Source organism: Dickeya ananatis (assembly GCF_019464615.1).
Taxonomy (GTDB): domain Bacteria; phylum Pseudomonadota; class Gammaproteobacteria; order Enterobacterales; family Enterobacteriaceae; genus Dickeya; species Dickeya oryzae.
Genome location: NZ_CP040816.1, coordinates 1,473,561 through 1,487,053, shown reverse-complemented (window position 1 = coordinate 1,487,053; position 13,493 = coordinate 1,473,561). Strand labels below are relative to the sequence as shown.

The window sequence follows — 13,493 nt, the reverse complement described above, 5'->3', positions numbered from 1 at the left end:
TTCACCACGCACATCTTACTGCCTGTATACCGGCCTGCAATCGGAAAGCGGCGCACCGTGATACCCGGATAACCCCTCGATAAAACCCGGCAGCCCCGTTTATCAGTGCTTGAGAATATACAGCGTGTGACTGTAGGCCACATCCTCCGGGTTAGTGATGGGATAACCTTTAACCCAGGGCTTGATCAGTCGGCCGTTGGTGTACTGGTAGATAGGCGCGATCGGTGCCTGTTCCGCCAGAATCTGCTCGGCGCGGTTATAATCCTCGTTGAGGATCTTCCGGTCAGTCTGTCCGGCGGTGTCCGCCATCAGGCGGTCATAGTCGGCATTATTGAAACGGGCGATATTGCCGCTGTGGCTCGAAGTCAGCAGCGACAGGAAGGTGGAAGGCTCATTGTAATCACCAATCCAGGACGCGCGTATCACATCAAAATTACCGGTGTTACGGCTGTCGATGTAGGTCTTCCATTCCTGATTCACCAGTTTGACGTCCACACCGAGCTTCGTCTTCCACATTGACGCGATTGCAATGGCGATTTTCTGGTGAACTTCCTGCATGTTGTACAACAGCGTCAGTTTCAACGGTCTGGACAGGCCATAACCAGCGGCCGCCATCAGCGCTTTAGCCTGCATGTCCAATTCAGCCTGTGAATACTGTTGCAGTTGTCCCGGTTGCGGCTTGAAACCGGCGGTGACATCGGGCGTAAAGCGATAGGCCGGCTTTTCCCCCGTCCCCAACACTTTCTCAGCAATAATCTTGCGATCGATGGCATAAGAGAGCGCTTTACGCACCCGTACATCGTTGGTCGGCGCACGCTGGGTGTTAAACGCATAATAGTAGGTACCCAGTTGCTCTGGCGTAAACACCTGCCCCGGCAGATCTTTCAACAGTTTCTGATACTGATTTTTCGGGAAGGATTCGGTGATATCGATATCGCCCGCCAGATAACGCTTGGTGGCGTTAGATTCCTGATTGATAGGCACAAACGTCACTTGCGTCAGGCGAGTATTCGCGTGATCCCAATAGTGATCGTTAGGGGTCAGCACCAGCTTTTCATTCACTACGCGCTCTTTAAGCACAAACGCGCCGTTACCCACCAGATTGCCGGGTTTAGTCCACTCGTTACCGTATTTCTCCACGGTGGCCTGATGCACCGGGTAAAGGCTGAAATTGGCCATCAGGCTAATGAAATACGGTACCGGTTTGCTCAGTTGCACCTTTAGCGTGTGGTCATCAACCGCGACAGCCCCGAGCTTATCGGCAGGCAACTTACCGGCCAGAATCTCATCGGCATTGACGATTCCCGCCATTCGGGCAAACCAGCTAAACGGCGAGTTATTCTGCGGCGTTACCAGCCGCCGCCAGCTGTAAACGAAGTCTCTGGCGGTGACCGGGTCGCCATTTGACCAGCGCGCATCCGGTCGCAAAGTAAAAATAAAGGTGCGGTTATCGTTAGTCTGCCAGCGCTGAGCCACGCCGGGAATCGGGTTGCCGTGCGCATCCTGATTCACCAGCCCTTCAAACAAATCGCGAATCACCTGAATTTCCGGTAGCCCCACTGCTTTAATCGGGTCCAGCGAAGCGGGTTCATCCTTGATATGGCGTACGATCTGCTGCTGGTCCGCCAGTACCGTACCGGGGGGAACCTGTGCCGCATTCGCCCCACCAGTCAGAGAGGTCATCAGTATGGCGCAAAGCACGCTCACGGAAACTGCAGAGTCACGAAATTGCATGTTGTGTCCTTTAACCAAAGAGCCGTGTCCTGCCACCCCGTAGCAGTGCATGGCTCGAATTATGTTGGGCATGTGCCTACTGAAAAAATCGTTATCAAGCTGGAAGTTATCATAGTCGTAAACCCGCCCTTCCAGCCAGTAGCGCGAAAGCGGTTTGCAAAGCGCCCCGCAATTCAGATTCACCGACGCGACCAGCCCGAATTTTTTGTTATTATCAGACGATATAACGCAGCAACAGTCAGGATAACACCATGACAGATATCGGATTTATGCCGCGCCCTCGTACCGAGCGCGGGGGATTTACCTCACCGGGTCAGGAGTACGGACGTTCCCGGCTCGGTGCGCCGCTACTGTGGTTCCCGGCGGAAAACGCAGGAAAACACAGCGGATTGATCCTCGCGGGGACGCACGGTGATGAAACCGCCTCGGTGGTCGCACTCTCGTGTGCCTTGCGCACTCTGGCACCCGGCAATCGGGCGCACCATGTGGTACTGGCGGTCAATCCGGATGGGTGCCAGTTGGGGTTGCGCGCGAATGCCAACGGTGTTGACCTCAATCGCAATTTCCCCACCGCCAACTGGCAGCCGGATGGCACCGTCTACCGCTGGAGCAGCGATACCCCGGTGCGCGATGTGCAGATATCGACCGGCAGTAGCCCTGGTTCTGAGCCAGAAACACAGGCACTGTGCCGTCTCATCGAACACTTATCGCCACCATGGGTGGTGTCGTTTCATGAACCGCTGGCCTGCATTGATGACCCCCAACACTCCGCATTGGGTACCTGGCTGTCGGAGACCTTTTCGCTCCCGCTGGTCGACGATGTGGGGTATCCGACACCGGGATCCTTTGGCAGTTGGTGTGCTGAACGCCAGTTGCTGTGCATTACGGCAGAATTACCGGTGATCGCCGCAGACAGTGCCACTCAGCGCTATTTGCCAGCACTGACCCAGTTACTGAGCCATAACTTTTTATACCAATGTTGATAATGTTGCCCTACACTAATCGACATGTTAATCACCTGTGATAGAAGGACGTAAGCATGTCAACAAATGTACATTTCCAGGGTAACCCGGTACCGGTAGCAGGATCTTTCCCGGCTGCGGGCAGCAAGGCACCGGCATTTTCACTGGTTGCCAAAGACCTCTCTGATGTGGCGCTGAGCCACTACGCCGGCAAGCGTAAAGTCCTGAACATTTTCCCAAGCATCGATACCGGTGTGTGCGCCGCTTCTGTGCGTAAATTCAACCAACTGGCTTCCAGCCTGGATAATACCGTTGTCCTGTGCGTTTCTGCCGATTTGCCATTCGCGCAGTCTCGCTTCTGCGGTGCAGAAGGCCTGAACAACGTGGTAGTTCTGTCTACACTGCGCGGTGCGGAATTCAAAGAAAACTACGGTGTGGCGATTGCCGAAGGCGCACTGAAAGGGCTGACCGCCCGTGCCGTTGTCGTGCTGGATGAAAACGACAATGTCCTGCATAGCGAGCTGGTAAACGAAATTACCAACGAGCCAGACTACGATGCAGCCATCGCCGTTCTGAAATAAATCCCGGCGATAATCCACAGAACAATGCCAGTCTGTTGACTGGCATTTTTTTACTGCTTTCACCTTGTCCAACAGCGCATCACCCACCCGACAGGGCTTATTCCCCACAGGCCACCGTCTGTGACACGGGGCGTGATGGTCGGTTACGCAGCGCGCACAACACCAACACCAGCATGACGACCCATTCCGCCATCAATGCCGCTGTCAGTGCGCTGGCAAAATGCCCGCCGCTGGCGTGCAACACATGCACCAGCACGGTACCCAGTACGATAGGCCCCAGCCCCAGTGATGCCTGTTGCATGGTAGAAAGCAGCGCACTGCCCGCCCCTGCCTGCTGCGTCGGCACGTCAGACATGCCAATCCGATAGAAGCTACTGACGATAAACGCCTGACCAAACCCAATCATCATGGTTGCGGGCAGTAATTGCAGCACCGATACCGGCCAGCGCCAGGCGAGCGACGCCATCAACAACGCCAGGCCGCTCATCTGGATAGCACACCCGATCAGCAGCACACTTCTGTTCCCCAGACGGGTCAGCAGGCGGCCGCTAAACAGCGATGAGACAAAATAAGACAATCCCAGACCGATAAAACTGTTACCCGATTGCAACGGGGTAAAGCCCGCGCCGGATTGCAGGGTATACGCCACCGCAAACATGAACCCGCTCCAGCTGGAAAAGAACAGTAACGCCAGCAACAAGCCAAAACGGATCCCCGGTAACCGGAATAACGCCGGTGGCAGCAACGGCGCAGGCTGGCGGTTTTCTACCCGCCATAGCCACGCAAACCACAGCAGACTGCTCAACAATACCGCCACGCAACTCAACGGCCAGTGCCAGATTGGCCCCAATGCCAACGGAAACAACAGGCTGGCTAACCCTAATGACAACAGCACGGTACCGGGTAAATCCAACGCCACCGGTTTTTCACCGCGGGTATCCGGCAGGCGTGACGGTGCCACCAACAACACCAACAGGCAAACCGGCAGATTGACCAGAAACACGCTCCGCCAGCCATAACCGGCGATATCTAACTGAATTAAAAATCCGCCTAACACCTGTCCGACCACAAACGCCAGCCCGCCAATCGCGCTGTAAAGCCCCAACGCCCGGGCATGCTCGCGCCCTCGCAGGCAGACATGAATCGTCGCCAGAATCTGCGGCACCACCAGTGCCGCCCCAACACCTTGCAAGGCGCGGGCCGCCAGCAGCACCCATACCGACTGGGCGATGCCACACAACAACGACGCAACGCCGAACACGGCTACGCCCGTCAGAAACACCCGGCGTCGGCCCAGGTTGTCCCCCAACCGCCCGCCCATTGCCAGAGAGACGGCAAACGCCACACCATACACCGACACAACCAGCTCCAGCTCAGCCGGGCTGGCAGACAGTGAATGGGCGATCGCTTCCAGTGCGACGTTGACGATCGAAAAATCGATCATCGGCAACAGTTGGCCGGTCAGCAATACCATCAGACCGATGCCGGTAAGCCCCTGTGAAAGTGAAACCTGTTTCATCGCAGTACCCGTTGTGTTAATTCTGTGAGGTAGTTAGCATTATCGATAATTTAAACGGGTACCAGTTCCTGTTTATCCTGGTATAAAAACTACCTGTCTGTCATGTTCCCCCATCTGGAGATTGCTATGGTTATGCCGACACCCGTTCCTGCTGCTGACTCCCGGGTTACGCCACTACAACCGGATAACCGTAAACGGCTGGGGGCGTTTTTACGCGCACGACGTGAAAGCCTTGACCCGCTGCGCCTGGGGCTTTCCATTCCCCGCAAGCGGCGCACGCCGGGGCTGCGCCGCGAAGATGTGGCGCTGCTGGCCGATGTGGGTATCACCTGGTACACCTGGCTGGAGCAAGGCCGTGAGATTCGCGCTTCGGCTAAAACGCTCACGGCGATAGCCAATGCCCTGCAATGCAATGAAGCCGAAACCCGACATCTGTTTATGCTGGCCGGGCTGCCATTTTCCCCCTCAGCTCAGGCCAGTTGCGAGAAAATCAGCGCCGACAGCCAACGCATTCTCGATCAACTCAACCCGCTTCCGGCGGTGATCGTTAATGCGCGCTTCGTCATCCTGGGGTTTAACCTTACCTGGTGCCGGTTGCTGGATATCGACCTGCATCAGTTGGCACCGGAAGATCGTAACTGCATCTGGCTGGCGCTGACGCACCCGAACTGGCGGGAAAGGATGGTCGATCAGCAGGATTTACTGCCCAATCTGGTGGCGATGTTTCGCGCCCAGATGACCGAGCATGCCGGGGAACCGCTGTGGGAAGCACAGCTACAGCGCTATCTGAACGCTTCGGACGAGTTTCGTCAGTTGTGGTATCAGCGTTACGAGGTGCAAGGCGTGGATGATAAAATCAAACGATTTCGTCATCCCTCGTTGGGTATTTTCACCCTGCGGCAAATCAACTGGTGGAGCGCTTCGCGCAGCGGTGACCGGCTGCTGGTCTACATGCCTGCCAGCGAGCAGGATAGCGCGCAATTGGCACAGCTGGCGCAACTGCCGCCACCTGGCGATGCACCGCATTCGTCATAAACGCTACCGGTCCCCTCGCCCGCATTAAAGCTGAGCGCTGTCAGCCGGTTTCAGTCGCAATTGTCGGGTGCCGGTACCCGGTAATAACGGTGTCTGCGCTTCGCTTATCCAGCGGTGATACCCATCGAGCCACCAGCGACTGAGCGGATTCCCACTCTGCCCCCCCGGCAGGCTCAACGTCGCGCCAGCGTCATCACCCGGCGATATCACCAGCCGCTCCGACGCGCCAAACGTCGGGCGATTGACGTGTGGCACGTTGTTGTCTCCGGATAGCGGGTATACCGGCGCTTGCAGCAAACGGCCCAGCAACGGCAGTGACGACGCCAGCGGGTGAGCGATGTGGCTCTGATTCTCATCCCCCCAGCGACGGTGGCCCTCGCCGTTATCCCGCCATACCGTTTCCAGTTGCTGTAACGAAAGCTGGCACCAGTTCTTCGCCGGTTTCGGTACCCACAAAATGGCCTCATCACGCATGAGCTGTTGTACCGTCATATCCCAGCGCGGGTTAGCTGCCCGGTAACTGGCCTTCGGCCACGCTTGCGACAGTTGTTGATCGAATGTGCCGAACAGGTGTTGGTAAAGCGCCTCACGCCAGCGATTCAGCAACAGGTACGCCACAGAATCGGCCGATGCCTGACCATCCCATTGCTGTAATAACGTTTTGATTGCGGTGTAATCGGCCATCGAGTCAGGCGCAGAGGCATTCATGCACTCCATCAACCGGTCACGCCAGCTGGCCGCCAGCAGTGCGCGGTTATCGAGTTGGATCCGGTGCATCGCGGCAATATCTGGCTGGCTGACCGCCCCCAACGCCTGATGAATCGCCGATGCGCGCACACCGGGGTCCGCCCCGCCATCCCCGAGCCGCTCCCCCTGATCATCAAACAGCATACGGTTGTTGGCAGCAACAATGACGCCTTGCGGCGGGTCGATGATTTCAGGATAGGACTCGGGGGGTAACCCACGTTCACGCCAGCGCGCCTGCGCCAGATCAACCAGGGGGAACGTGTTCTGCCTGCCGGGCATCAGGCGGTCCGGCAGTACGCCAGCCAGCGTCCAGCCGATATGGCCTCGGTTATCCGCCACCAACAGGTTTTGTGCTGGCAGACCGGCGCGCTGCCCCGCAGCCAGCGCGTCTGGCACGGAGTGTGTTTCTGCCAGCGACATCAGCGACAGATCCAGCGCGCCCGGCAACTGGAGTACCCAATGCATCGCCATGCGTCCTTGTCCGGTATCGACCACCGGCCCCCAGTCGCTGGTTTGCACGGTCATCGTCTGTGGCTCGCCATGACTGACTGTCAGCGTTTCCTGCACCGTGCGTTGATGGCCTTCCTGATGATCCAGTTTCACCCAGTCAAAGGTATCGACATAACTGTTGGTAAAACCCCAGGCAATCACCCCATTACTGCCACTGACGATAGCAGGCGCACCGGGCAGAGAAAATCCGGTCAGGCGCAGTGTGCCCGCCTCCGTCGGGTAAATAAGCTGTGCGCGATACCATATCGTCGGCAGGCTCAAGCCAAGATGCATGTCGTTAGCCAGTATCGCCTTCCCGGCGGTGCTCACCAGCCAGCCATTACTGCCTTTGGCTTGCTCCTGGCCGCCAACTGACGCCCCAGTCTTGCCACCAGACTGCCCCCACCACGATGGCGGCGTAGCCGGTTCTTGCGAAAAAGGCGGCAGCTGGCCTGCCAACGGCGCATCCCATACGCTGGCATCCGGCAACAAAAAATCAGCCTGTTCCGGCGTACTCTGGCTGGCAATCCAGCCACGGGCGTACTCCCGACCAAACTGGTTATCCTGCAAATCAAAATACATGGAGGCGATCACCAGCAAGGTGTCTTCCGGCAACCAGACTTGCGGCTTAACGCGTAGCAACCAATATTCAAACGGACGCGTTTTCAGGCTACTCAGCCCGGCATTGACCCCATCGGCATAACTGCGCAAGGTCTGCTGCTGCTCAACGGGCAATGCCTGCCAGTTTCGGGCCACTTGCTGGCGCAACAAGAACAACCGATGCTGCCGGTCCAACGGTAACGCCGCCGCACCTACCAGCGCCGCCAGTTCTCCTGCGGCATTGCGTCTTAGCAAGTCCATCTGGAAGAAGCGGTCTTGCGCATGGACAAACCCCAGCGCGAAGGCGGCTGACTGGCGATCGTTAGCCCGGATGATCGGCACACCGGCATCGTCCCGGTCGATCGTCACAGCGGTGTGCAACCCAGGGACGCGTAACTCACCGTCTATCGGGGGTAAACTCTGGCGCAGTAACCACCATACGGTGGCAGCCAGCGCTATCACCAGCACGCCCCCCAGCGACAACGCGCCAACCGTCAGCCTTCGCCAGTTTTTGATACGCACAATCTATTCTCCCGCATTATTCAGGTGAGCGTTAATGACCATAGCGTGGGGCCAAAAACTGTTGCATTATCATTTGTATCATCCTGTATCCGCCAGGCTGATTTTCTGGAGGTGATATGTTCCCACTGCTAACCGAGCGTTTGAGTCTGCGCCCGTTCATGCCTTCTGACGACGTCGCGCTATTTGACGCCATCCGTGAATCGATAGAATCCGTAGGACGCTGGCTACCGTGGTGCGTGCCCGATTACGATCTGCCAATGGCACAAAGCTGGATAACCTTCTGCGAACAGCTACGCCGTGAAGGCACCGCCTTTGATCTGGTGATCACCGACCGTACTACTGGCGATCTGTTGGGTTCCATCGCCATCAACAATATCAGCAAAGCCTACCGACTCGGCAATATTGGTTATTGGGTTCGCCAGTCTGCACAGGGCCAAGGGGTCGTTCCTGAAGCGCTACGAGAAGTGGTGCCATTTGGTTTCGGCACGCTGGGGTTGACGCGACTGGAAATCATCGCCGCCGAGGAAAATCACGCCAGCCGTCAGGTCGCGGAAAAAGTCGGCGCTCATTTCGAAGGGTTGCTGCGAAACCGGATTATCATTCATGACCAACCGGTCACCGCCGCGCTCTATTCGCTTATTCCGGGAGATGTGCTGGCTCATTGATGTTTGTCGGTGTTGATAACACCGGCAGCGTTGAGTTTTGCCCAGATTGATGTGTGCTGTGTGTCCGCAGGTGCTCATGACGCAGAGCCACCATGAGCATCGAAGGCCATCATAGACGTATTTAATTACCGCCATAGTATGTCAGGTTGCGGGGGGCATATTAGCTGCCTTATTAAAAAATAAGGCAGCAGTGTAAAACGCAGAATTAAGCCAGTAGAGTGCGATAGCGTGCGACCTGTGCATCAATGTCTGTATCACTGATATTCATGCTGCCACCCGTAATGAAGGGGGTGATATATGACATACCGGTGTATTTCGCGATCGATTCAAATGAAAGCAAGTATTCGCCAACAGTATGTCCTATTTCCCCGTCAGCCTGATAAGCCGATTCAGTCCCACCGAGTGAAACGGCCAGCATCAGTTCTTTTCCGAGCAACGCTTCACCTTCGCTACCATAAGCCCAGCCATAGGTAAGAACATCATCCAGCCATTGCTTGAGCAACGGGGGGGTGCTGTACCATTGCATAGGAAATTGCAAAACGATCCGGTCTGTATTTTCTAATGCCGCCTGCTCGACCATTACGTCAATGTTTCTGTCAGGATAAAGCGAGTACACATAGCGCACGTTCACGTTTGACAGGTTTTCAATACCGTTGGCCAGGGCTGAATTTACGCGTGATTGATTAATAGTAGGGTGAAAAACTAATACTGCTGTTTTCATTTCTTATTCCTTGCTATTTAAAAAAATGTTTCATCGATGTCGATTTGGGATAATTTTTCATTTATTTCCGCTAACTCAGACCGGTTCAACTGAACATCGACGGCTTTGAAATTTTCTTCTAATCGATGCAATTTTGTGGTACCGGGAAGAGGAACAAGGTAAGGCTTTTGCGCCAGTTGCCAGGCGAGAACCACCTGCGCAGAAGTGGCATTTTTCCGCTCCGCAATTTTCGCAATTAAATCTAATAAAGCCTGATTACGCGCAATCACGTCGGGTTTAAATCGCCCCATCAGGCCTCTAAAATCACCGTCCTGATATGTTGTCTCTTTGGTGATTTTTCCACTGAGAAATCCGTTACCTAAAGGGCTGTATGCCATAAATCCAATATCCAGTTCTTCGCAAACCTGAAACAACGCATTCTCGGGTTTACGCCACATCATTGAATACTGGTCTTCGATGGCCGTAACAGGACAGACAGCATGAGCGCGTCGGATATATTCGACGGGTGAGTTTGATAACCCCCAATAGTTAATTTTCCCTTCGGTGATTAATTCCTCCATGACGCCAGCCACCACTTCTGGCTCTACATTCGGATCAATACGATGTTGGTAGAGCAAATCGATACAATCTACCTGCAACCGTTTTAAAGAGCCGTCCACTTGTTTTCTGATCGATTCCGGGCGGCTATCGACTATTGGCGTGAGCTGCCCCTGAATATTCTCCAGCCCCGTCACCCCAAATTTCGTCGCGACGATGACAGCCTCTTTATTATCCTTCAGCGCCTCACCTAATAACGCTTCATTTTCAAATCCATAAATAGGTGCTGTATCAAAAAGATTGCAGCCTAATTCGATAGCTTTATGTATTAACGTCGTCATGTCCTCGCGCGTGGCGGTTTGACCATAACCATGACTCATCCCCATACAGCCCAGCCCCATCTCTGAAACAACCAGACCTTGCGAGCCTAACCTTCTCATTTTCATGTTGGATTCTTTACCCTCTTTATGAATTAACGCGCTGATTTTCTGATAAGTCGATTGAGTGTGCGTCGTCAGACACTGACGCAAACCGGCTTTCTGGCAATCCAGGAAATACGGGTGACTGGGCCTGAAATAACGCACCGTCATATTCGGTTGGTGCAGAAAGGCCTACGCGTGCACTGGTACAATAGAGCGTATCGAGTGATCTCCCCCCCAGTACCGGACAGGTCATCTGGATGCCTGGAGAGGGCAAAATGCGGTCTGGTTCTCCTGCGGGACTGTAACGCACAACCCGGCTACCGCCCCACTCGGCGTTCCATAGATAACCCTGCGCATCAATGCAGGAGCCATCCGGCGCACCCTCTGCGTCAATCTCGGCAAAAAGTCGCTGATTGCTGAGCGAAGGGTAATCACAGCAGAAAATCCGCCCTTGTAAGGAATCGCTGTAATACATGGTGCGGCCATCCGGGCTGAAGCAAATGCTGTTAGGAATGGCGACAGCGGGCAAATCCAGCGTCTCCGTTTCCAGCGTGCTGGCGTTCAGCCGGTGAAATTTACCGATGGACTGCACAGGACTGCCTTCGTGCATCGTGCCAAAGACAAAGTTTCCGGCACGATCGCAGCGGCCATCGTTAATACGCGTTCCCGGTGCGCCGGGTGACGCAGCAAGCTCGGTAAAGCGGTGGCTTCGCAGGTTGTAATAGCCCAGGCGGGACGCAAACCCCATTAGCAATATGTCTGTGTTATCTGTCAGTGCAAACGAACCGAGCCGTTCCGGTAAGGACCAGCGACTGATTACACTGCTATTTTCCCGGATGGAGAGCAGCTCGCTACCCTCAATATCTGTCCAGTACAGGCTGCTCGTCTTTTCGCACCACACCGGGCACTCTCCCAGTTCATTTCTGACATGCGTCGCAGCAGTAAACATCATCGTCTCCCTCAATCTGGCGGTATTCCCCCGCCTTTTATGCGTTACGTTCTAAAGCCTCGGCGAGTGGCTTCGCCCTGTCAGTTCAGAAAGCGCGACACCAAACGATCGCCGAACAACGAGATGGCAAGCCCGCTCAGCATGATCAGTAATCCACTCAGTTTGATGACCGACACCGGCCTTCGGATGGCACCCAGCAGGCCAAAGTGGTCAATCACCTGTGATGAAAGTAATTGCCCGGCAATGGCAAGCCCGAGCAGGGCTGAAAAACCAATTTTCGGGGCGAGCACGACATAGCTGAACAGCGCGCAAGCGCCAATCAGGCCACCGGTCAGACTCCATAACGGTTGCGACGGGATGACGGCAAGCGAGGTGAATAATCCCCCTCGCAGCAGCGAGTAAAGCCCGAGGCTGAACGCCCCGGCAGCGAAGGAAAACAGCGCGGCGGTAACCGGGTCACCCCCCAGTCCTCTTGCAAGCTGGCTGTTGACGGTCGTCTGTAGCGTAATCCCCAGGCCTGCGGCAAAAGCAATCAAGTAATAAACCGTGCTCATGTGTTTCATTCCTGTCAGTGTGCCTGCTGCAGCGCCAGGAATGTTTCAGCAAACATATCAGGCTGATAACCGGCCGCCGCAAACAGGTGTTGACGGGATTCATCAATCGCCGCTCGAAGCTGTTCGCTATCAACACCCAGCACCTTGCCGCCCTGCTTGACGATACGTCCGCCGATCATCACCGTATCGATATTGCTGCGCTCCGCCGCATGAACGACGGTACCCAGCGCATTGCTGGATGGATAAAGGTTGATGTCATCGGTTCGGATCAGTATCAGGTCCGCCTGTTTTCCGGGGGTCAGGCTGCCGATTTTTTCCTGCAACCCTGCACAGGCAGCACCGTCAAGCGTGGCGGCTTTTAGCAGGGTATGAGCCTGAAGCGTAACCGGCGTATGCGCGGCACCACAGCACTGGTGCTGGTGCATGCCCATAACACGCTGGAGATAAAACGCCACGCGCATCTCCATAAACATATCGCCACTGTAAGAGGTCTCGTTATCGACGCTCAGACCTGGGTTGATACCGTGGCGCAGGGCTGACTGCATGGCAAACATACCGTCTTCAATGCCGTAGTGGGCATCTGACCGTGGGCATACGTTTACCCGCAAGCCCGCCTCGCGCAGGATTTCCCACCCGGTGTCTGGCAGTGAGGTGCAGTGGTTAAAGATATTATCCGGGCCGAGTAACCCTTTTCGGTGTAGTCCTTCCAGCTCCGCCGCCATCTCACCACCGAAGAATTCAGTAATAATCGGCAGGCCCAGCCTGCGAGCTTCGGCCCACATCTCTGGCTCCAACTGGGCCATCACCGCAAGAGAAACCAGGCTGTCAGGGTTATTCTTGAAATATTTTTCCTGCAGGCGTTGCCAGTTACCGGGCCAGTGCGCTCGGTCCCACTCTCCGCTAACGGGTGCCCCCGACGCATGAACAGCACGAATGCCAGCATCAAGCAACGCTTCAACAGCGGCATCAGCGTGCGCACCGGAGCGGCTGTTGTGCGAGTTATCAATCACCGTGGTGATACCAGCATCGATGCAGCCCAGGGCGGTAATCAGGTTGCCGATGTACATGTCAGCGGGACGATAGTATTTGGCAAAGGAAAAGTGTGTGGCATTGCAATAATCCTCAAGCGTAGCGGCATTGGGATTGATTCGGCGCAGCTGGCCTTCCCAGGAATGGCGATGGGTATCGACCATGCCCGGCATGGCAATCATGTTGGTTGCATCAATAATGGCCGCATCCCGGCCCTCCAGGTTTTCGCCTACAGCCTTGATGGTGGTGCCATCGATGAGAATATCTCCGCGCACCTTATTCCCCCTCTCGCTATCCATGCTCAGGATGGTGGCACCGCGGATCAGCGTCCGGGCAAGGGGGTCTGTCGTGTGATGTACGATATTCCTGTTGTAATCCGTCATTGATATTTCACCTTCACATAGGGAGTGGCGTAAAGGTACGGAAA

At 55.5% G+C, this 13,493-nt stretch carries 12 protein-coding genes; 4 read left to right on the top strand and 8 right to left on the bottom strand.

The window, feature by feature from the left end; translation table 11 throughout:
• Positions 1-102 precede the first annotated feature (102 nt).
• A complete protein-coding gene (locus tag FGI04_RS06455; protein WP_342701302.1) occupies positions 103-1,683 on the bottom strand; it encodes a peptide ABC transporter substrate-binding protein in 1,581 nt (526 codons plus the stop codon).
• 302 nt (positions 1,684-1,985) lie between these two features.
• On the opposite strand from FGI04_RS06455, the gene mpaA reads away from it, so the two are divergent.
• Together mpaA and tpx are read left to right on the top strand one after the other, a co-directional pair.
• A complete protein-coding gene (mpaA, locus tag FGI04_RS06450) occupies positions 1,986-2,717 on the top strand; it encodes a murein tripeptide amidase MpaA (RefSeq protein WP_342701081.1) in 732 nt (243 codons plus the stop codon).
• A gap of 56 nt (positions 2,718-2,773) precedes the next feature.
• Entirely contained in the window at positions 2,774-3,277 is a 504-nt protein-coding gene (tpx, locus tag FGI04_RS06445) for a thiol peroxidase (RefSeq protein WP_012884420.1), read from the top strand.
• A gap of 97 nt (positions 3,278-3,374) precedes the next feature.
• Here tpx and FGI04_RS06440 read toward each other — a convergent pair whose 3' ends face one another.
• Positions 3,375-4,796: an MFS transporter gene (locus FGI04_RS06440; protein WP_407336455.1), complete on the bottom strand. Its 1,422-nt coding sequence runs from the start codon at positions 4,794-4,796 to the stop codon at positions 3,375-3,377.
• A gap of 126 nt (positions 4,797-4,922) precedes the next feature.
• Between FGI04_RS06440 and FGI04_RS06435 the strand changes: the two genes are divergently transcribed.
• Complete coding sequence (locus tag FGI04_RS06435) at positions 4,923-5,831, top strand: helix-turn-helix transcriptional regulator (protein ID WP_407339941.1); 909 nt, start codon at positions 4,923-4,925, stop codon at positions 5,829-5,831.
• Positions 5,832-5,855: 24 nt separating this feature from the next.
• Here the strand turns inward: FGI04_RS06435 and FGI04_RS06430 are convergent, their stop codons facing one another.
• Positions 5,856-8,189 (bottom strand): penicillin acylase family protein, encoded by a 2,334-nt coding sequence (locus FGI04_RS06430; RefSeq protein WP_407336454.1) that lies wholly within the window; start codon positions 8,187-8,189, stop codon positions 5,856-5,858.
• Positions 8,190-8,305: 116 nt separating this feature from the next.
• Here FGI04_RS06430 and FGI04_RS06425 point away from each other — a divergent pair, with 116 nt between their 5' ends.
• Positions 8,306-8,854 (top strand): GNAT family N-acetyltransferase, encoded by a 549-nt coding sequence (locus FGI04_RS06425; RefSeq protein ID WP_407336453.1) that lies wholly within the window; start codon positions 8,306-8,308, stop codon positions 8,852-8,854.
• Positions 8,855-9,059: 205 nt separating this feature from the next.
• On the opposite strand, the gene FGI04_RS06420 is transcribed toward FGI04_RS06425, so the two are convergent.
• From FGI04_RS06420 to FGI04_RS06400, 5 genes are all read right to left on the bottom strand, one after another.
• Positions 9,060-9,575, bottom strand: a complete 516-nt coding sequence (locus FGI04_RS06420) for an NAD(P)H-dependent oxidoreductase (RefSeq protein WP_407336452.1) — start codon at positions 9,573-9,575, stop codon at positions 9,060-9,062.
• Positions 9,576-9,592: 17 nt separating this feature from the next.
• A complete protein-coding gene (locus tag FGI04_RS06415; protein WP_407336451.1) occupies positions 9,593-10,558 on the bottom strand; it encodes an aldo/keto reductase in 966 nt (321 codons plus the stop codon).
• Between the two features lie 19 nt (positions 10,559-10,577).
• On the bottom strand, positions 10,578-11,483 hold the full coding sequence (locus tag FGI04_RS06410; protein WP_407337396.1) for an SMP-30/gluconolactonase/LRE family protein: 906 nt from the start codon (positions 11,481-11,483) through the stop codon (positions 10,578-10,580).
• 80 nt (positions 11,484-11,563) lie between these two features.
• Positions 11,564-12,037, bottom strand: coding sequence for a DMT family transporter (locus tag FGI04_RS06405; RefSeq protein WP_407336450.1), 474 nt, complete (start codon positions 12,035-12,037; stop codon positions 11,564-11,566).
• A gap of 14 nt (positions 12,038-12,051) precedes the next feature.
• Positions 12,052-13,449: an amidohydrolase family protein gene (locus tag FGI04_RS06400; RefSeq protein WP_407336449.1), complete on the bottom strand. Its 1,398-nt coding sequence runs from the start codon at positions 13,447-13,449 to the stop codon at positions 12,052-12,054.
• Positions 13,450-13,493 lie beyond the last annotated feature (44 nt).

What these genes read in the sequence shown, in the direction of transcription:
- FGI04_RS06455 (WP_342701302.1), bottom strand. Translation starts at nt 1,683, where the DNA reads ATGACCTCTCTGACTGGTGGGGCGAATGCGGCACAGGTTCCCCCCGGT.
- mpaA (WP_342701081.1), top strand. Translation starts at nt 1,986, where the DNA reads ATGACAGATATCGGATTTATGCCGCGCCCTCGTACCGAGCGCGGGGGA.
- tpx (WP_012884420.1), top strand. Translation starts at nt 2,774, where the DNA reads ATGTCAACAAATGTACATTTCCAGGGTAACCCGGTACCGGTAGCAGGA.
- FGI04_RS06440 (WP_407336455.1), bottom strand. Translation starts at nt 4,796, where the DNA reads ATGAAACAGGTTTCACTTTCACAGGGGCTTACCGGCATCGGTCTGATG.
- FGI04_RS06435 (WP_407339941.1), top strand. Translation starts at nt 4,923, where the DNA reads ATGGTTATGCCGACACCCGTTCCTGCTGCTGACTCCCGGGTTACGCCA.
- FGI04_RS06425 (WP_407336453.1), top strand. Translation starts at nt 8,306, where the DNA reads ATGTTCCCACTGCTAACCGAGCGTTTGAGTCTGCGCCCGTTCATGCCT.
- FGI04_RS06420 (WP_407336452.1), bottom strand. Translation starts at nt 9,575, where the DNA reads ATGAAAACAGCAGTATTAGTTTTTCACCCTACTATTAATCAATCACGC.
- FGI04_RS06415 (WP_407336451.1), bottom strand. Translation starts at nt 10,558, where the DNA reads ATGAAAATGAGAAGGTTAGGCTCGCAAGGTCTGGTTGTTTCAGAGATG.
- FGI04_RS06410 (WP_407337396.1), bottom strand. Translation starts at nt 11,483, where the DNA reads ATGTTTACTGCTGCGACGCATGTCAGAAATGAACTGGGAGAGTGCCCG.
- FGI04_RS06405 (WP_407336450.1), bottom strand. Translation starts at nt 12,037, where the DNA reads ATGAGCACGGTTTATTACTTGATTGCTTTTGCCGCAGGCCTGGGGATT.
- FGI04_RS06400 (WP_407336449.1), bottom strand. Translation starts at nt 13,449, where the DNA reads ATGACGGATTACAACAGGAATATCGTACATCACACGACAGACCCCCTT.